The 20,135-nt window shown below is 59.5% G+C and carries 13 protein-coding genes; 4 read left to right on the top strand and 9 right to left on the bottom strand.

Annotated features, from left to right (window positions below; genetic code table 11):
• Positions 1-33: 33 nt before the first annotated feature.
• The 4 genes from DWU99_RS11155 to glk all read right to left on the bottom strand — a co-directional run bounded on the left by DWU99_RS11155 (position 34) and on the right by glk (position 8,240).
• Positions 34-2,382 (bottom strand): beta-N-acetylhexosaminidase, encoded by a 2,349-nt coding sequence (locus tag DWU99_RS11155; RefSeq protein WP_115478090.1) that lies wholly within the window; start codon positions 2,380-2,382, stop codon positions 34-36.
• Entirely contained in the window at positions 2,342-4,177 is a 1,836-nt protein-coding gene (locus DWU99_RS11160; RefSeq protein ID WP_115478091.1) for a glycoside hydrolase family 9 protein, read from the bottom strand. Before DWU99_RS11160 ends, DWU99_RS11155 begins: the two co-directional genes overlap by 41 nt.
• 149 nt (positions 4,178-4,326) lie before the next feature.
• On the bottom strand, positions 4,327-7,116 hold the full coding sequence (locus DWU99_RS11165) for a TonB-dependent receptor (RefSeq protein ID WP_199535771.1): 2,790 nt from the start codon (positions 7,114-7,116) through the stop codon (positions 4,327-4,329).
• A gap of 128 nt (positions 7,117-7,244) precedes the next feature.
• Positions 7,245-8,240: a glucokinase gene (glk, locus tag DWU99_RS11170; protein ID WP_115478201.1), complete on the bottom strand. Its 996-nt coding sequence runs from the start codon at positions 8,238-8,240 to the stop codon at positions 7,245-7,247.
• 449 nt (positions 8,241-8,689) lie between these two features.
• Here glk and DWU99_RS11175 point away from each other — a divergent pair, with 449 nt between their 5' ends.
• From DWU99_RS11175 to nagA, 4 genes are all read left to right on the top strand, one after another.
• On the top strand, positions 8,690-9,976 hold the full coding sequence (locus tag DWU99_RS11175) for a sugar MFS transporter (RefSeq protein ID WP_115478092.1): 1,287 nt from the start codon (positions 8,690-8,692) through the stop codon (positions 9,974-9,976).
• Positions 9,977-10,074: 98 nt separating this feature from the next.
• Positions 10,075-11,103, top strand: coding sequence for a LacI family DNA-binding transcriptional regulator (locus DWU99_RS11180; RefSeq protein ID WP_115478093.1), 1,029 nt, complete (start codon positions 10,075-10,077; stop codon positions 11,101-11,103).
• A gap of 126 nt (positions 11,104-11,229) precedes the next feature.
• Positions 11,230-12,264 carry an SIS domain-containing protein gene (locus DWU99_RS11185; RefSeq protein WP_115478094.1) on the top strand — a complete coding sequence of 345 codons (1,035 nt, stop codon included), beginning with the start codon at positions 11,230-11,232 and terminating at the stop codon, positions 12,262-12,264.
• Positions 12,264-13,424, top strand: a complete 1,161-nt coding sequence (gene nagA, locus DWU99_RS11190) for an N-acetylglucosamine-6-phosphate deacetylase (protein ID WP_115478095.1) — start codon at positions 12,264-12,266, stop codon at positions 13,422-13,424. The genes DWU99_RS11185 and nagA overlap by 1 nt, the downstream gene beginning before the upstream one ends.
• 242 nt (positions 13,425-13,666) lie before the next feature.
• Here nagA and DWU99_RS11195 read toward each other — a convergent pair whose 3' ends face one another.
• Genes DWU99_RS11195 through DWU99_RS11210 form a run of 5 tightly spaced genes read right to left on the bottom strand, consistent with a single transcriptional unit; the run spans position 13,667 to position 19,888 of the window.
• Positions 13,667-14,062, bottom strand: a complete 396-nt coding sequence (locus DWU99_RS11195) for a hypothetical protein (protein ID WP_115478096.1) — start codon at positions 14,060-14,062, stop codon at positions 13,667-13,669.
• On the bottom strand, positions 14,059-14,667 hold the full coding sequence (locus DWU99_RS11200) for an RHS repeat-associated core domain-containing protein (RefSeq protein ID WP_233511049.1): 609 nt from the start codon (positions 14,665-14,667) through the stop codon (positions 14,059-14,061). The genes DWU99_RS11195 and DWU99_RS11200 overlap by 4 nt, the downstream gene beginning before the upstream one ends.
• A 15-nt stretch (positions 14,668-14,682) precedes the next feature.
• The gene (locus tag DWU99_RS21335) at positions 14,683-14,772 is read right to left on the bottom strand and encodes an RHS repeat-associated core domain-containing protein (protein WP_267897524.1); all 90 of its coding nucleotides are present in this window, start codon (positions 14,770-14,772) and stop codon (positions 14,683-14,685) included.
• Positions 14,773-14,789: 17 nt separating this feature from the next.
• Complete coding sequence (locus DWU99_RS11205; RefSeq protein ID WP_115478097.1) at positions 14,790-15,137, bottom strand: hypothetical protein; 348 nt, start codon at positions 15,135-15,137, stop codon at positions 14,790-14,792.
• A gap of 11 nt (positions 15,138-15,148) precedes the next feature.
• Positions 15,149-19,888 (bottom strand): RHS repeat-associated core domain-containing protein, encoded by a 4,740-nt coding sequence (locus DWU99_RS11210; protein WP_115478098.1) that lies wholly within the window; start codon positions 19,886-19,888, stop codon positions 15,149-15,151.
• Positions 19,889-20,135 lie beyond the last annotated feature (247 nt).

Below are 20,135 nucleotides of genomic sequence, written 5' to 3' on the forward strand. Positions count from 1 at the left end.
CTTTGCCGCATGTGGCAAAGCGCTCGATCACACTCAAGGCTTACGCTGTTCCAGCGAGACACGACCGATCGCATACAACGGCCCGTCCGTCGGTGCGGTAAACACCAGGCACAGCGTATGTTCACCATGCTGGACTGGTACCGATGCATCGAGTGCGATGTGCCGATCGCTCGCAGCCGGATCCGGCAATGGCATGCTCGCCAGGACAGGACCGTCGCACTTGTCCATGTGCACGATGAATTCGCCATACGGTGTACTGTGGGCGCGCGATTTCACCAGCGATATGTCGTGCGCGAGCGCGTAGTTGCGCTCCAATCTCACCACGTCGGCGTGAATGCCGACGACACCATCGAGCGGCGCCGACGAGAACTGCTGGCAAGCGTCGAACACATTGACCGCATAGACCGGCGACATGCTGGTTGCGTCGGGCATGGGCTGCACGCGCAAGCGGAAGTCGCTGCCAGGACAATTGGGGAGCTCCACGCCATCGCGACTCAACAGGTCCGCATGATCCAGCACGCGCGTACGCGGCGCGGCAAGCAGGCTTCCATCACTCGCGAAGCTGGCTGCCTTGATCGTCACGGGCCATCGAATCGAGAACGGAGCGCCATAAAGCGGCGAATGCAGGTTCGGCGTGCTTCCGTCGACGGTGTAATGGATGGCGCCGAAATGCGCCTGATTCGATAACGCGACTTCCGCCTTGCCGCTCTTCAACGCGCGATTGGCATCGACCTGGATGTTCGGCGCAAACGCGCTGTCGGCATAGTCGACATGCTGATTCGCGTAACGCTCGAACTGCGATGGAAGACGGCCGAGAAAATCCTCCCAGTTCCTGGCGGAAGCCGGCGACCAGACGACTTCGCTCAATGCATCGAGCCTCGGAAACACGGCATGCTCGACGTGCTGCATGGTGGGCATGTGCTCGGTCCACACATTCACCTGCGCGCCCAGCACATGACCGGCCTGGCCGGCCGTCAATGCCGCGGGAACCGGATTGAATGCATAGATGCTGGCGAGGTCGCGCACGGGGATGCGTCCTGCCGCCTCGTCGGCACGGTCGCTCTGCACACTATCCATGTACAGATCCGGCGCGGGCGACATCACTACGTCATGCCCCATTTTCGCCGCCTTGATCGCACCATCCGTGCCCCGCCACGACATGACCGTCGCGTCGGCCGGCACGCCGCCATCCAGAATTTCATCCCAGCCGATCAGGCGGCGGCCGTGTGCGGCGAGGTACGTACCGACGCGACCGATGAACCAGCCTTGCAACGCGTCTTCATCCTTCAGATGCAGCGCCTTGATCTTCGCCTGGACAGCCGGCGAGGCTTTCCACTGATCCTTGATCGCCTCGTCCCCGCCGACGTGAATATAGTGCGAGGGAAACAGCGCCATGACTTCATCCAGCACGTTGTCCACGAACTGGAACGTCGCGTCGTCGACGTTATAGAGATAAGGGTTGACGCCCCAGTCCACCGACACCGACGGACGCTTGCCGGTCACGCCGATCTGCGGATACGACGCCACCGCCGCCTGCGCGTGGCCAGGCATGTCGATTTCCGGCACCACCGTGATCTGCCGCGCGGCGGCGTAGGCCACCACGTCGCGAATCTGATCCTGCGTGTAATAACCGCCATAGCGTTGCGGCTCGCCATCGTGTCCTGCGTCGGGCGGCGTACGCCAGGCACCGATGCGCGTGAGATCGGGATAACGCTTGATTTCGATGCGCCACCCCTGGTCGTCCGTGAGGTGCCAGTGCAGCACGTTGAGCTTGTGTTGCGCCATCTGGTCGAGCAGTCGTTCGACATCCGCCACGGACTGGAAATGCCGCGCGGAGTCGAGCATCAATCCGCGCCAGGCGAAGCGCGGCCAATCCGCGATATGTACGGCGGACACCTGCACCGGGCCATGCCGGGTGTTGGATGTGAGCAGTTGCCAAAGCGTCACGGCACCGTAGAACACGCCGGCATCATCGCGCGCATCGATGCGAATGCTGCCCGGGTTAATGTCCAGCGTGTAACCTTCGGCGTGCGACACCTGCGCCTTGGTGTCCTTGGCAAAGACGATCGCATTCGATGCAGCGCCATCTTCCACGATCTTCAACTGCAGACCGCGCGTGCGCGCGAGCAAGTCTGCGAAATAAGCCGCCGACTGCCGCGTCGCCGTATCGTTTGGCGGAACCACGATGACGGTTTGATCGTCGACCTTGAACGACCCGCTGGCGGCGTGCCATTGCGCCGGCATTGGAATCACGGGGATAGGAGACGCCTGTACAACACCACACAACGCCACGCAGAAGATCAGGCCGGCGAATTTGAAGAGTGGACTCAACGAGGTGTCCTTAGTCGTGCGGCAGGCTGACGGCGTAGAGATACCACGCATCGTGGGGCAGCCATTGTTCGGTCCATCGCCAGTCATCGTCGCGTCCGGTTTGTGCGTAGCCCAGATTGAAGGCGATTCCGTCCTCGTCGTCCAGCCCTGCGGTGATGCCGTTGATGATCGCGCCGGGAGCGCTGGTGTATTCGTACGAGCGGAAGAACATGTATTGAGCATTGCGCTGGCCGCTGCCCATCAACATGCTGGTGTCGTAGGGGTTGCGGCCGAGAATCCAGTGCAGTTGATTCCACGCGTAGCTTTCCAGCTTCGCTTGAAATGCCTGATCGTCCGCAAAGAGCGGCGCGGCCATGCGCGCGGCAGCAGCGAGGGATGCGAGACGCGCATTCTCTCCCTGCCACCACGGCGCCGCCTCGGTGTCGTGCGGGAAGAAGAAGGCAGTGCGAACGGTGCCGTTGCCCATGCGCACCAGCTGGCGCGCGTAGCCAAAGGGATTGTTCACCTCGCCGGTAACGCGCAACTCGTAGGCGAGCGAGCGCTTCACGACCTCACGCACGGCGTTCTGCTGCGCTGGCGAGGCGATGGATGCATATGCCAGCAGCGCCACGACAGGCAGGCCTGCGTCGGTGGGATGAAAGAACGGTCGCGTGCCGGCATCGGCGCGCCAGTAGTCCTGTTGGCCATCGTGCGTGGTCAGGCGCGTCATCAGACTTTCCGCGCGACGGTCGGCGGCGTGGCGCCAGGCTTCGTCGTGCGTGGCGCGATAGAGTTCGGTGGCCGCCAGCAGCGCGCAATAGTCGTCGACGATGTTTTCCACACCGTCGTTGATCAGTTCCTTGTTGTGCGCATCGAGGAAGCGATACGCCGACTCCGCGGCTTGCAAGTAATTCTGCTTCGAGAAATCGCCGTCGGCGTCCATGGTGCTCGCCAGCGCCAGCGCGGCAATCGCCATGCCGCCGCCCGCCCGGAAGCTCGCCTCGTATGCATGAGGACCACGCGCGGGCGCTTCGACACGCGCCCCCATGTCGTTGACCGAGCGCTTGATCTGCGTGCGCCAATTCGGATCGCCAATGAGGCGATCTTTCGGAAGCTTGCCGCTACCCGGCGCATCAATCGACTGGTAGAACGAACCGTCCGGCCGCTTGTCGCGCACCAGAAAATCGGCACCGAACAGTCCTTCGTCCAGCAGACGCCGTTGGTATTGGCTGAAATTGGGGTCGTGGCGTGCGTCCAGCTGCTGCAAGCTGCGCAGCAGGCTCCACACGACCAGCGGCAGCTGCTGCGTATTGAAATAAGAGGTGAGGTTCTGGTGTGACAGGTGAATGCCGTAATCACCCGTCGCGTCATACCAGCCACCATGGATATCGAGCGTGCCCGGCTTGCCGTCAGGACGAGGCAACTGACGATCCGCTTTGTCCATCAATCCGCTGGCGCGCTGGCCTTTGAAGTAATAGATGACGTTGGAGAGCGTGTTGCGCTCCAGCACATCGTCCTGCACGAGGAATTCGTCGGAACGCACGCAGTGGCCCTGGTCATTCAGTTCCAGGTAGTAGCGTCCGGTTGTCTTGAGTGCGGAGAAGTCGGCGCGCCAGTAATGCTGGCTGCCCCACTTTGCTACGGGGCCTGCGTCCTGCAGCGTTCCCGTGAGTACGGGTTTGTCGTCGCTGGCGTCGACAACCTGAAAGGTGTGCAGCGATTGCCCCGCATCGGCCGAAACAACAGCCTGTTTGCCGGCACGCAGTTCGTATCCCACCTGATCGACCAGCACCCTCGGTTCCGATGCCCATCCTTGCAGGGCGAGCAAACCAAGGCTGGCCAGAAAACATTGCCCGACGAACTTCATGCAGCAACTCCGGCGAGGCGACCTTGGCAACGCCGGGAACCGGCGTTGCGGGCCTTTGTCACGATCGACTTCCCCATCCGTCGGGAAAAAAAGGGACCTGGCAAGATCGCCAGGTCCTTGGCGGGGAAGAAGAAAGGTCGAGCTTTACATCAGAACTTGAAATGCGCTTCGAGCATGAACTCGCGACCGCTCACGTACTCGTTGAGCAACTGCGTATTGGTGGGCCCGAGGTACTGCTTGTAAACCGAGTTCAGCAAATTCAGCATGTCGAAGGACACGGAGAAGTTCTTGTTGAACGCGTAAGCAGCCGAGGCATCGAGCTCTTTATAGCTACCCGTGTAAGCATCCGGAGCACCCGCCACGTAGCCGCCGGCGAGGTACTTGCCGCGGTAGTTGTACGAGATGCTCGCGCTGTACGGACCCTGCTCGAAGTACGGTGCAAACGTGTACGAGTTCTTCGAGTTGTAAGGCAGCGGACCGCCGGCAGCCGTGGACGAATCGGAGTAGGTGTAGTTGGCGCGCAGACCGAAACCGCTGTCACCGAAGGCCTGCTGATAGCTGATCGCCGCACCCTTCACCTTCGCACGACCGCCGTTGATCGGCGCGGAGACCTGGTATTGGCAAATGCCCGCCACCGTACACATGCCGTTGGCGACGAGCTGCGCACCGACCGGACCCGGATAGAGCGTGCCCCACGAGCCGTTCTCGCGCGACTGAATGGTCGATGCATTGACCACGTAGTTGAGAACGTTCTTGTAGAAGCCCGAAATCGCAATCACGGACTCGTTGTTGAAATACCATTCCGCCGAGATATCGCCATTGAGCGAACGATACGGCTTGATGGCCGGGTTGCCCGCGGTAGCCGTGAGCACGGTGTCGTTGGCTTCGAAGAACGGCGCCAGCTCGTTGTACGGAGCATAGGCGAGGGTCTCGGATGCAGCGCCACGCAGGATCACGTCCGGCGTCAGGTTGTAAGCGATGTTGAACGCCGGCAACCAATTGTTGTGCGTGCTGGTCTGGCCGATGTAACCGGTGCCGGGCGTGAAATCGCAATTCCACGGCACGAGGCCGTTAGCACCAGGCACCTGGCAGCTGCTGGGCACGTAGTAGCCATACGAGGTGATCTTGGTCCTCACCCAACGAGCGCCGATGTTGCCGTGCAGGTTGTCGTCACCGAAATTGACCTGTCCGTAGATCGCGGTGTTCTGCTGCTGCACGTTGAAAGTGTTATCCCAGTAATCGACCGGATCGTTCGCCGACAGCGGACCGTTGTCGAGCACGGCGTTGAAGATGCAGTTGTACCCGCAGGTCTGCACATGCGACACCGCACTGCCGTTCAGGCCGATCGACGAAGCACCCTGCAGGTTGGTCAGGCCGCCATAACCGATCTGATTCAAGGTCATGTTGGGCACGCCGCGATAGATCAGCAGGCTCTGGCTTTCCCAGTGCGATGCGTAGCGGGCACCCACCAGCAACTCGTTGAAGAAGCCGTCGAAGTCCTTGCTGAAATCGAGCTGGCCGTAGGAGTCGCGTGCATGGTACGGCTTGTAGCCGATGTTGCCGCCGAAGTCGTTGTCGGCCCAGTAGTTGGGGTTGTTCGCCGTGGCGAGGTTGGTGTAATTGAAGCCGTTCGGAATGCTCCAGTTGAAGCCGCCGCCGTAGAAGATTTCCTTGAACGCCTGGCTGATGACGTTGTTGGACGTGCTCACGCCAACCTGGCCACCCAGGCGCCAGCCGTCGCCGTAGAACGTACCGCGCCAGTCGACGCCCTTGGTCCGGATGTACGAAGCACGCGCATCGTTATCTTCAAAGCTTTCGGCGGTGCTGGTGCAGCTGGTTACCTGATAGCAAGGCGTACCGACCTGCGTACCGGAGGTCACGATGCCGCCCGGACCTGCCGTCAGGTGCGAGATGCCGGCGTAGTTGAACCCGGCGATCGGGTACAGCGACGTGTTGATGTTGTTCAGGCTATCCGTCATGTAGATCAGGCTGAGCGTGCTGTCGAAATGCTCGTTCGGCTTGTACTGAATGTTGACGAATATGCTGTTGCGCTTTTCGATCTGCTCGAAGTTGGCCGAGTTGATTTCCGTCGGCATCTGGTCGCTGCCTTTCAGCTGGCCGGACGCCACTTCCGCCGCGATCGCAGGGTTCACGGCCGCGATGGCCGAAACCGGCGTGTAGCCGAAGATTTCCTGGCCCTGGCGCGAGGTGTCCTGCTCGTAGTGCTGCGCGGAGACATCGACACCGAAGGTCTTCGAATCGTTGTGCCAGCTATAGAAGACCGAACCGTTCGGGCGGTTCTTGTCGGTCATGTCGTTGTAGTTCGCGCCGAACGAACCACTGATCGTGTTCGATGGCACATCGAGCGGCTGTACCGTGTGCATGAACACCGTACCGCCGAGGCTGCCTTCCGGCAGTCGCGCTTCGGGGCTCTTGAAAATTTCGAGCTGGCCGAGAATTTCCGCCGGCAGCAACGAGTAGTTGAAGCCGCGGTTCGGGCTGTCGCCGTACAGCCAGAGCGCCTGCGCGACGGGGTGGCCGTCGAGGAAGGCAAGGTTCAAGCTCGGATCGATGCCGTCGATGCTGACGCGCTGCGTGGCACCGAACAAGTGATCGAGCGTGACGCCCGGCACCTGCGCCAGCGCTTCGGCAACGTTGGTGGCCGGGAACTTGCCGATATCGGTGGCGGTAATGGCATCGACGATGGCATCGGCGTTGCGCTTGGTATCCATCGATTGCTGCAAGCTGGCGCGGATGCCGACCACCGTTACCGTGGCAAGCTGCTTGGCATTGGCCTTTTCCGCCTGCTGTTCCGTTTGCTGGGCGGCAGGCACCGTCGATGGAGGTGTGGTCTGCGTGGTGTCTTGCGCATGAAGCGATCCGGACAAACACAGCCCGGCGAAGATACTCGCGGCTAGTAGAGTCTTACGATGTGACATGGCTTCCTCCCCTCAGAGGCGTTTTTCAGCACAGGAAATGTTCGCGGCATGCCTGTGCTGTGTGGCGTATGGGCTTGCGCCCGGTTCAGTTGAAAAAAACCTCGTTCCTTAATTCTTCGGCGCACCCGTCATTGGGCATGCTGACCGTCCAAATACAGGCCAGCAGCGCCGATGACACCCAGCTGGCCGTGCTCCATCAGTCGTACAGGTACCTGTTGCAGGAAAGGGCGCATCACGCCCTTATTGAAGAAGCGCTCGGCGAACGTGCTTGTCAGCAGCAGTTCGCGAATCTGCGGCAGGATGCCGCCGGCGAGATACACACCGCCGCGTGCGCCGTAGAGCAGCACGAGATCCCCGACAAAGCTGCCGAGCAAACCGCAGAACACATGCAGCGCCTCCACGGCGGCGGCATCGGATTTGTCGACGGCGCTGCGCGTGACATCGGCGGGAACGTGCAGGACCGGCGTCATGCCGCGCAGCGTGCAGATGGCGTTGTACAGATTGACGAGCCCGGGGCCGGACAATGCTTGTTCGAACGACACGTACGCACGATCGCGGCCGAACAGTCGAAGAATCTCGATCTCCAGTTCGTTGCCGGGCGCCAGTGCCACCTGCCCCGCTTCGGTGGCCAGCACCGTTGCGTGCGGCTGACCCGGCAAGAGCACGGCCGAACCCAAACCGGTGCCCGGCCCCATCACCAGCACCGGACCACTCACCTGCGGCGAGCTGGTCTCGATCACCGGGGTGGTGTCGGACTGGGTCACGAATTGCGAGGCATAGGCCACCGCTTCGAAATCGTTGATCACCGCAAGGCTGGAGATCCCCAGCGTTTCGCGGATATCGCGGATCGACACCGGCCATGGCAGGTTGTCGTTGACGATGGCGTCGCCAAGCACATAACCGGCACTGGCTACCGCGCAATGCTCCAGACGCACGCCGACGCTCAACTGCGAAACGAAATCTTTCAGTACCGCCGTGAGGCTAGGCCATTCGGCGCAGGCGTAGCGGCGATATTCCAGCACCGTGACGGGACGATGGCCGTCCGGGCGCGGGCTAACCAGGCCAATGCGTGCGTGCGTGCCACCCACGTCGGCAGCCAGAAATGCCAGCTCCGGTGACGGCATCGAATGCACGTTGCCATGTTTGACAGCCTGTACCACGCCCCCTCCTCGCGTTTCCTGTCGCACCTCGCCTACCAACCCCGTAGGCACAACCCTCTGGTGCGACTCTGATGACGGAGTCTGGTCACGAATGACAACGCTGTCAACAGGTCGTAAAGATAGCCTTCAAGTCCTGTTTGTCGCATCGCGAAACATAATCGCGTGCCCGGGCCGAAATAAATGCTTAAATTGTTGATCATGCTTAATATTACATCGCGCCATTTAGGACAAAAGACCTATATGACAGACTGCTGCGCCGCATCAAAAATTTAAATCGGACGAGGTAAAATGGCGCACGTTGTCCAGGCCAGTTTGTCGCCCTCGATTGACAACGTTGTGCCTTGAGGACAATAAAGCTCGTTACGAAGATGTCGCATGATCGTCGACATCGGGTCTGTCACGGGGAATCGTTCATGTCGTCCACCACCTACACCGCCGACGCGCCACGCACGTCGACATTGCTGCCCATGATGATCATCGGCGTGCTGTTCTTCATCATGGGATTTTTCACCTGGCTCAACGGGCCGCTGATCTCGTTCGTGAAAGTGGCTTTTACGCTCGACGACATCAATGCTTTCCTGGTGCCTTTCGCGTTTTACGTTTCCTATTTCTTCCTCGCGCTGCCCGCGGGTGCCGTGCTCAAGCGCACCGGTATGAAAAAAGGCATGGTGCTGGGCCTTTTCATCATGGCCATCGGTGCGGCGGTGTTCGGCGAATTCGTGCGCATACGCATTTATCCCGGCGCGTTGACTGGCTTGTTCGTGATCGGCGCGGGACTGTCGCTGCTGCAAACGGCATCGAACCCCTACATCAGCATTCTCGGCCCGATCGAAAGCGCCGCGCAGCGCATCGCTTTGATGGGCATCTGCAACAAAGTGGCCGGTGCGCTCGCGCCACTCGCGTTTGGTGCGTTGGTGATGACGGGCATCGATGCGTTCCTGGGCCAGGTAACCACCATGGCCACGGGTCCGGCGCGCGAAGCCTTGCTCAACGAATTTGCGGCGCGCGTTTTCTGGCCTTACATGGCGCTCGCCGGACTGCTGGTAGTGCTCGCGATCTGGATCGTTTTTTCCTCGCTCCCGGAAATCAAACCCTCCGGTGCCAACAGCGAGCGTTCGATCGGTCATAGCAAGGGCGGCATTTTCAGCTTCCCGCATTTGTGGCTGGGCGTGCTGTGCCTGTTTCTTTACGTGGGCGTGGAAGTGATGGCGGGCGATGCCATCAACACCTATGGCCAGGGCTTCGGCTTGCCACTGAAAGAGACATCGCACTTCACCGCGTACACCATGGTCTCGATGCTGGCGGGCTACCTGGTCGGCTCGGTGCTGATTCCTCGCTTCATTTCGCAGCAACGCTACCTCGCCGTGTCGGCCGTGCTTGGCGTGGTGTTTGCGCTGGGCGCCTACGTCACACATGGTTACGCATCGGTCGCTTTCGTTGCCGTGCTGGGCTTTGCCAACGCCATGATGTGGCCGGCCATCTTCCCGCTGGCCATCAAGGGCCTGGGCAGCCATACCGAGGCGGGCTCGGCCTTGTTGATCATGGGCATCGTGGGCGGCGCGCTGCTGCCGCAGGCCTTCGTCCACCTGAAGCAGTACATCGATTTCCAGCTTGCCTTCGTGATTGTCATAGTGCCGTGCTATCTCTACATCCTGTATTACGGCGTACGCGGCCATAACGTGGGCAACCACGCGAGCTGAGGCATACTTAGCGATGTCAGGCGCCGGCACCCCTGCGGCCACCACTCGACCCGGTGACTGGGCTACGATGCCCACCCGACACCCGGGAGGATTTTTCGTTGCACAGTCCCACCATCAAGGATGTCGCCAAACACGCCGGCGTTTCGCTGAAAACGGTGTCGCGCGTGATCAATCACGAGGCAGCGGTTCGCCCGGAAACCCGCGAGAAAGTGGAACGGGCGATCGAGCAGCTCGGCTATCACCCGGACCCTTCCGCGCGAAGCCTGCGCAGCAGCTCGCACTCGTACGCGATCGGCCTGGTCTACGACAACCCGAACGCGCACTACGTGATCGACATGCAGAACGGCGTGCTGTCGGCCTGCCGCGAACGCGGGTTCGGCCTGCAGATCTATCCCTGCGACTCGGCCGCTCCGCACCTGGCCGAGGAATTGGTGTCGCTGGTGCAGCGTGCGCGCCTGGCCGGTCTGATCCTCGCACCGCCGATGTCCGAGCAATCGGCATTGCTGGCCAAGCTGAAAGCTCACGACGTGTCCTTCGTGCGCATCATTGCGTCACGCGAGGATCCGCAGGACGGCATGCCCTGCGTGTATGTGGACGACCACGACGCGGCGTATGCGATCACCGAGCACCTGATCCAACTCGGCCATACGCGCATCGGCTTTCTATGGGGCGAACCGCATCACCGCTCCAGCCCGGAGCGTTATCAGGGTTACGCGGACGCACTGAAGGACTACGGCATTCCGGTCAATCGCAAACTGATCCTGCCCGGCCGCTATGCGTTCGACGACGGCTTCCGCGGTGCGCGCAAGCTGCTCGCGTTGAAAGAACCGCCCACCGCGATTTTCGGCTGCAACGACGAAATTGCCGCGGGCGTGCTGGCGGCCGCGCGTTCGGCGGGACTGGACGTGCCGTGGGATCTGTCCATCGCAGGGTTCGAGGACAGTCCGTTTTCAAAACAGGCATGGCCTGCGTTGACCACCGCACGGCAATCGACCAGCGAAATCGGACGGCACGCTGCCTTGCATCTCATCACCAGTCTGCAGAATCAAGGACCGGAGCCGGCCAACGAGGGGTTCATGCCCGAGCTGGTGGTGCGCGGTTCGACGGCGCCACCTCGTCAGACCTGATTTTTATCGCGTCGATCGCATTGCGTCGACGCGCTTCCCGCTTTTCGTCATCCCGTACAGCACGCGCGCATCGGTTCTCGATGCGTGCCGGCGCGCGCTGCGTTACATCCATGCTTCGGAGTCCCCATGAAATCCGCTCGTGACACCCTGATGTATAACGAGGCGCAGGAGAGCGCCGCCACTGTCGAACGCCAGCTGGTGCAGAACGCGTCGCTGCTTCAATCGCTGGGCGAACGGTTGCGCGCCCAACCGCCGCGCTTCATCGTGACATGCGCGCGCGGCAGCTCCGATCATGCTGCGGCCTATGCCAAATACGTCTTCGAAACGCGGCTTGGCTTGATCACGGCATCGGCATCGCCGTCGATCTCCTCGATCTACGACGCCAATCTCAAGCTCGAAGGGGCGTTGTTCCTCGCCATCTCGCAATCGGGAAAGAGCCCGGATCTTCTGCGCAGCGCACAGGCTGCCAAAGATGCCGGCGCTTATGTGGTGGCGATGGTCAACGTGGAAGACTCGCCACTCGCCGCACTGGCGCATACGGTGATTCCGCTGCGCGCCGGTCCCGAGCAAAGCGTGGCGGCGACCAAGAGCTATCTCGCAACGCTCGCCGCGATTCTGCAATTGACGGCGCACTGGACCAACGACAAGGCCCTGCATGCCGCCATCGCGCGTCTTCCGAACGATTTGCGCAGAGGTTGGGAAGGCGACTGGAGCGCCCTCGAACGGGGCCTGGTGGACGTGCAGAATCTGTACGTAGTGGGTCGCGGCTACGGATTCGGCGCTGCGCTGGAGGCTGCGTTGAAACTGAAAGAGACCTGCGGCTTGCACGCCGAGGCTTTCAGTGCCGCCGAAGTGAAGCATGGGCCCATGGCGTTGGTCGGCGCGGGCTTCCCCGTGCTGTTTTTCGCGCAAGACGACGGCACGCTGGAAAACACCTTGTCCGTGGCGGCCGAATTCCGCGCGCGCGGCGCACGCGTATGGGTCGCCGCACCGGGTGCGCAAGGCGACGATGCGCTACCGCTTCCCACCGGCATCGAACCCATCGTGACGCCATTGCTCACGGTGCAAAGCTTCTATCGCGCCGCCAGCGCGCTTTCGCTCGCACGCGGTTACGATCCGGATGTACCGCCGCACCTGCGCAAGGTCACGGAGACTGTGTAATGACCGCCAGTCCACTCATTGCCCTCGTCAACGGCCGCGTGCTGGGCGACCACGGTCCGCGCGAGGGTCTTGCCGTGCTGGTGCGAGGCAAGCGCATTGTCGCCGTCGTTGCGCAGGATGATCCGCGTGTGGGCGATGCGCAGCGGCACGATCTGCACGGCCATCTGTTGCTGCCCGGATTCATCGACGTGCAGGTGAATGGCGGCGGCGGCTTGCTGTTCAACGATGCCCCGACCGTGGAGACACTGCGCAGCATTGCCCAGGCGCACCGCAAGTACGGCACCACCGGCATGCTTCCTACGCTGATCACGGACACCGCCGAGCAGATGCATGCCGCGCTCAAGGCGGTGGATGACGCGATCGAACAACGCGTGCCGGGTATTCTCGGGATTCACGTGGAAGGACCGTTCCTTGCCAACGCACGCAAGGGCATCCACAACGCAGCATTGTTCCGTCATCCCGACGAGAGCGATGTCGAGGCGCTCATTGCTCCGCATCGCGGACCGGTCATGTTGACGCTCGCGCCCGACGAAGTCTCTCCACAAGTCATCGCTCGCCTCAGCGCAGCAGGCGTCATCGTCGTCGCCGGTCATACCGCCGCCGATTACGCGACCACCCGCGCCGCGCTGGACGCAGGCGTGTGCGGATTCACGCACCTCTACAACGCCATGACGCCGCTGGCCAATCGCGATCCCGGCGTGGTCGGCGCGGCACTGGACGATCCGCATAGCTGGTGCGGCTTGATCGTGGATGGTCATCATGTGCACCCAGCGACATTGCGCGTGGCGATCGCCGCGAAAGCACGCGGCAAATGCGTGCTGGTGACCGATGCCATGCCACCCGTGGGAAGCGACCGCCCCGACTACGTGCTCAATGGACAGACCATCGTGATGCGCGATGGCATCTGCCAGAACGAAGCGGGCGTCCTGGCTGGCTCCGGCCTCGACATGGCAGGCGCCGTGCGCAACACCGTGCACATGCTCGGCCTGCCCTTGGCCGAAGCCTCGCGCATGGCAAGCGCCTATCCGGCCGCATGGATCGGCTTGGACCGCACCCACGGACGCATCGCGGCAGGCTACAACGCCGATTTCGCGGTGATGGACGATACGTTGACCGTGCGCGAAACGTGGATCGGCGGCATAGCCCACACCGCGGTTTGATACCTATCCGGGGATTTGGTGACTGCTCGCCTCCAACGCCAAATTCCCGGGCAGCTTTCCTTGATTCAGCGCGGTTTGGCGAGCACAGCGAGCATGAGCACAGGTGCGTCCCCGACAATTTCTTTGAGCCGGTTTTGTACGCACTCGCCCGCGCACGAGCGTGCGAGTAGCCCATTTACACAAAATCCCAAGTACGCCTCGTAGGCGGCCACACTAGCAATGAACCTGACACCAATTTGGATCTAGTCAATGCAATCCTGAATATACAAAAGCTCGCCTATGTAAGGAAATTTTTCCTTTAAGTCCGGTGCAATTTTTGAAACCAACCAATCTTTCCAAAGCTTTGCGGACTTCGTTCCAAAAAGTCGAATTCGTAGCTCAGATTTACTACCCAAACTTGCCATCGGGGCGCGGAGGAATTCGTCACTATAAACGAGGACCTCATCTTTCTTTACTTCCAAATTCACTCCCGTAGACCAAGTGCGTGTCCAAGTCTTATTCGCGCCCATCCACACACCACTAAACCACTCATCAATCACTTTGCAAATGTTCTCGGGCGCTCCTTCCAACAGTTGGAGACCAACATCGACGCAGAAGGAACCGTCAACTTTTCGCGATGGGAATTTTGCGGTATTCATTTGTAAGGCACCAATTGAAATGTTGCATTTTGGTTTAGCGTATTTATCGCGCCTGGCCCAAAAGTGTAGACACTACCGTTAACGCTTAGCGAACCATTGCTAGTCAAGTCATTAATTGTGGAATTGGGAATCTTCATACTGACGATCGCCGGATCTTCCATCGCCGGGTTAGCGGCTGCGAACCAGCCTGCATCCGACTGTGATGTTGTAGTCCAGAAAACATCGCCCCCTCCCTGCTCAGCTGCTTGGTTCATACTTACTCCATTATTCACGATGTCCGCTGCGCTCGACGCACCTGTACCGTGAAATAAAACCGTATTGTCGAATTCTGCCGGGCTCAATACAGGAAGAGGTGCTTGTGGAAGTATGGACGGCAATGGTGGCGGAGGATTTGCCCCAGGAGCCATGCATTCTCCTTGCTCCATGTCGATCTGATACTGCGTTTGGTTTGCTTCATTAGGTCCGAGAGGCGGATTTAACATATTCCGAAGCGCTTCAACATCAGCCTCGTCTTCATCTTCATCCTGCAGCCCATATGCATCCCTGTGGCTTAGCGGACTGTTGCCCACATAGGCATAGGTGTTCGGCCCAGCTCGCAACCCCATCGGATCGCTTTCGATCTACCGCCCTGTCGCTGAGTCGTAGTCACGATGCCCGTTGTAAAACAGGCCTGTCTCCGCATCAAAATACTGCCCCGGAAAGCGGACGATGCAGAGTAGCTTCGAAACTACCTGATGACCACTTCAGAGACTGGGAGCAACACCAGCGCCGCGAACGCTGCAGTACTAATCAGAGAGAGAATTAGAAAAGTGGTAGCGATTTTTGTCCGGCTAACGCCTCCTTTTGACTTTATGAAGGAAAGCATTGCGAGGGCGATAACAATCGCCAATGAAAAATATAGATAAACGCCGAACCGGCCGAAGCTGACCAGGCGTGGCTGCAACCCTCCTGACTTATACGCCATGATCGCGACGTGATAGAGCTGACCAAATGTGTAAACACATTGAACTGCCACAGCGAACGCGACTGCGGTCAGGAAAATGATGATCAATCCATCTTTCATTGTTGGCGACATATGCGCTTCTCTCACGGCGTTACCACCAATTTTCCATAGTAGGTCACGGGTGTTCCAACTGACGGACCGAAGCGTACGGGCCACGGCCCTGGGATGAGCGATCTTTGCGCCTGATCGGTAATCGTCGTTGTCATCGTGTGGTCGAGCAAGTTTTCAATATTTTTGTAGAGGGTGTTGTTGTACGAATTTTTGTTCACCGTAATGCATCCGAGGCTATGAGTCCCTGGATGAAGGCGGAAGGCACCATGTCCGGTAGCGTCGTTTACATCATTGAAGGGATGGCTGTCCTCGGGATCTAGCCGATACCACCCCGGTGTTCGCGCGCCCAGAATGTCGTATGTCCCAACAGGTATTGCGTCTCCATTTGGGATAAACGTTCCATCTGGCTGGTAAGTCCCTCCGGTGTTTGCATAAGTTGTATACACATCTATGGGGTCAGATGTGTCGTACATAGTCAGCAAACCTGTCGATATAGAGTACGTCCCGCGAACGAAAAGTCCTGTCGGATCGCTGTAATTTAGCGGGCTATTCAGGGCATACGCATAGCTATTGATGCCACCCCAAAGACCAATTGGATCACTTTGCAGTGATCGACCAGTGCCTGAGTCATAGGTTCGAAAACCCCAATCTGTAAGGCCTGTCTCTAAATCAAAGTATTGCCCCGGAAATCCTAGGTTATAGGTGTATCCCGTGGAGGTCGGCGTGACTTCATTCCACGGATTGCCCTGATATGGGCTCTGCCACTCCGTCGTGCCGCTGCTATTCGCGACTGCACGCGGCGTCCCGAGCTGATCCGCCGTCACGTAAGCAATCGTGCTCGTCATGCCGTTCGTATCAACATTCGCGACGGGAATGCCATCCATCCAAATGTAGTCGCGGTTCGTCGCGCCGTACTCACCCAGCATCTGGCTGGCTTCGTTGTAGTCGTAGCGCTCGGTCGCGCTGTTAGCGACTTTCTGTATACGCTGGCTCAGTGCGTTGTACGTGTAGTTGGCAATCGTGCTGCTACCGAGCTGCGCGACGATCATGCGATTACGGTCGCTGTACCCAAAGCCGTAAGTGCTGCCTGCTTTGGTGATCGCAGTGGTATTGCCATCGGCATCGACCGTGCGCGCCGCGTTTCCTGTGGCGTTGAGCTGGTGGGTACCTGTGTTGTAGGTGTACGTGCCGGTAGCTAAACCATTGCCGGTCTTAGTGAGTCGATCACCGGTTGGGTTGTAGGTAACGCTTTCCAACGTGGCGCCGTTCGCCTCCGTGACGCTCAACAAGCGGTACAACGGATCGTACGCATAGGTCTCGGTAGCGGGATTCGCACCCGGCGCATTGCCCATCGCCGTGATATCGCCCATCGCATCTCTGGCAACGTGCAAATTGAATGCCGGACTGGTCAGATCCGTGAGCCGGTAGTTCGCATCGTAGGTGCGCGCTATCTGTTGACCATTGCCCAGCGTGTAGCCACTTATGGGGCCGAAGGGCTGATAGGTGACACCGTTTACCGCCGAGCTGGCGGTGCCGTTAGGCGGCGTGAGGCTCACGCTTTGGATGCGGCCATCGCCATCGCGCGTGTAGCTCACTAAGGTGCCGCTGGGATAGGTGATGCCGCTCAGCCGGCCTGCAGCGGTATAGGCGTAGCCGGTGACATCGGCCGCGGCCGTGGTGGCCATGTCATTCGCGCACATCATGCCCGCAGGGCATTCGCCTAAGTTGGGTTGTTTGACAGGGAATGCGCCGAATGAGCCCTCGATGGATTGGCCTTTGCTGGTGACGCGTCCTTGCGCGTCGTAGCAATACACCGTGGTCACGCTGTTCTCGATGATCCGCGTCAGCCGTCCGACCGGATAGCTGGTGCTGCAACCGGTGATGCTGTTGGGATCGTCGTAGCTATAGGTAACGTTTTGCGTGTTATCCGGGTAGCTGGTGCTGATCAGGCGATCCAGCGCGTCGTAGGTGTTCGTCGCGGTGATGCCCTTGGCATCGGTGCGGGTGAGCACGTTGCCGGCGGCATCGAAGCTGCGGCTGGTGGTGCCGGTGTCGGGGCTCACCTGCCCCGTGGCATCGCTGAGGCCGTCGTAGCTATAGGTGGTGTTGAGGCTGCTGGGGTCGGTCAGCTGGGTGAGGCGGTCCAGGCTGTCGTAGCTGTACTGGGCGGTGGTGTTCTTCGTCGCCGTGTCGGTGCCGTTGTAGTTGTCGATGGTCTGCACCAGGCGGTTCAAGGCGTCGTAGCCCAGTTGGCGCGGGATGTTGAGGCCATCGATGCTTTGGATCAGGTTGCCGTTGGCGTCATAGCTGCCGCTGGCACTGGCGTTGAACACGGTGTTGTTGAGGCCGTCGACCACGGTGGTGAGCTGACCCAACGTGTTGAAGGTGCGGGTGAGGCTTTTGTGCAGCGTGCCCGATGAGTCGTAGACCTGTTCGGCGGTTTTGTCGCCGGCGGCATCGAGGGTGTACTGGATGTAATTGCCGAGCGCATCGGTGATCTTCACCAGACGATGCGCGGCGTCGTAGCCGTAGGTGGTGGTGACGCCATCGGGATCGGTGACAGTTTGCACCGTGCCATACGGGGTGTAGGTGAAGCTAGTAGTGGTACCGCCCACGGTGCGCGAGGCGAGCCAGCCGCGCGGGGTGTAGGTCATGTCGGTGTTGACGCCGTTGGCGTCGGTGAGGCGCGTGATGCGGCCGTCGGCATCGTAGGAGGCGATGGTGGTGACGTGGCCCAGGGCATCGGTCACCTGATACAGATCGCCGGCCTGATAACACGCCGCACCGGGCGTGCCGCAGTCGGTGGCGCTGCTGCTGGTGTAGTAGCTGTAGCTTGCGGTCTGCGTGAGATCGGTGCGCGGACCGGTGGCGGTGAGCATCAAGCCGGTTAGCGGACAGCCAGTACCAACGGCGGTGCAGTAGGTGTAGGTCCAGCGGCGGACGCCGGCCGGAATGGTGCCGGTGTTGGAGCAGCTATAGCCTGATGCGGCGCTGTTGGTCGGGTCGACGTCGCAACGGGCGAGCGGTTGGCCGATGGTGTTATAGACCCATTGAGTCGAACTGATAGTGGTGCCGCCGGCATTACTGACGGTGCGAGTCAGCGGTACGCGTAGCGTGGTGTCCCAAGTGAAGTTGGTGGCGCGTTGGCTAGACGCACCCTGCGCATCAATTTCCTGATCAAGTAACCCATTTGCATCGTAGGTTGTCAGGCTTACATTGCCGTTGAAATCGGTAGTCGATGCTTGGTAGCCATTGGCATCGAATGTGGCAGACGCATTCGGTTGACCGCATTGTGGTCCACAGGGCGCGCTCACTGTACTGGTATGCATGGAGCCACTGGGCGTCACAAAACCAAGCGTGGTCTGAACACCCAACGGATAAGTGACGGTGGTCGTACCACCGCTTCCGTAACTAACCTGAGTCTTGTCGATGTTCGTGGCGAGCATCGACATCGTTGCTTGACCTTGCGAGTTATAGCCTATGCTGGTGAGACGTGTATCCGTTTCATCAATGTCGCCGGTCAACGCATTAGGTAAGCTTGTACCACCCGTCAACGAACTCTCGTTGTAAACGTACTGACGAGAAGTTTTGTCCGGATAGGTAACTGACGATAGGTTTCCGCTCGTATTGTAGGCATAAGTGAGCACGCCACCGTCAGGCTCTGTTACGGTGGCCACTTCAGAGTTAGTGTTGTAGGTAAAGCTGAGCAATCGGCCATGCGGATCCGTTACCGTAAGTAACAAACCTGGAGCAGGCGCAACGCTGACTGGCGTTGAAGCGGTGCTGTAAGAAAACGTAGTTACAAGTCCGTTCGTGTCAGTGATAGAGAGTAAATTCCCGCTCTGATCGTAGCTTTCCTGATAACGGGTAGATGCATCGAAATAGGTCCAGCCAGTAGGACTGCCAGAAGTTCCGGTTTGCTCAGTAAGTTGGTCGGGGACGTCTGTATCAGCCACCCACTGATCGGATGAGAGTGTGAACTTGACCTGCATTCCGTTAGGGCGATACACAGTCGCAATGTAGTTCGTACCGTCGGTTAAATATTCCACGCTTCGATCGAAGCTATGCCTCCAATTTGCGCCGATATGCGATGAGGCAACAGAGATCTGACTGTTGTAATAGCGATGAAAACTCAACGAGTCCAAGGACAAATCTTCTTCGTCCCTGTATTCGTTGCCGGTGGCCACATCAATGGGATCGCCGGCGCAATTGCACTGCTTACCCAAATTTTTCCATGTTGCGTAAGTCGAAGCCGTTGCCTTCACGCGGCCCCATCCACCACAAGTGCCGCTTAGTGGCATCTGGGCAACTTCGCCCAACTGCCTATCATTGTTGTTCGTGGTAGAAGGGTTTAATAACTGGAGTGTGTAGGAACATCCAGGGAAAGCACCGGGAAAAACTTGCTGATAATTCGCCCACCAAGCCTGCACGGCGGCTGATATAGAACCCCACGGACCATAATTGGCGTAACCATACTGGTAATAGGGAGGGCCATAATAAGTAGTGCTCGTCTGCGTTGCTGCCGCCATTACTGTTTTAGACAAGACATTCGTCGAAATGGTGGATGCTTTATCCGGGGCGGTTGATGTGCGGGCTGGTTCGTCTTGTAAAGACGAAGCTGAGGCTACCTGAAACCAGAACGTACTGATGCAGAGCACGAGCAATACACGCCGAAAGAAATCCATTTCCAGTCCTCTGTTGACAAGCAGCAAACGGGCGCAACATGGCGCCGCACCAGTAAACGATCCGTGATATTTCACGGTGAAATTCATGACTTAGTTCTCGATCACTGAGCCGAGGGAATTCACCTACGCGATCAAGTGATCGTGACGTACATCGGTAGCATTGATTGAGGCCCGAAGCTAGTTCGTTGCAGCTGGCACCTGCACGGCCATCACGAGGCGGTTGCCGGTACGGAAGATTTCCATCTGCTCGATGCCTGAGGCGCGGGTGGACAGGAGATTTGGCGACTGCTCGCCTCCAACGCCAAATCCCCGGGCAATTGACGCCCTCTCCGGA

The sequence above is a fragment of the Dyella psychrodurans genome (assembly GCF_003363265.1).
Classification (GTDB): domain Bacteria; phylum Pseudomonadota; class Gammaproteobacteria; order Xanthomonadales; family Rhodanobacteraceae; genus Dyella_B; species Dyella_B psychrodurans.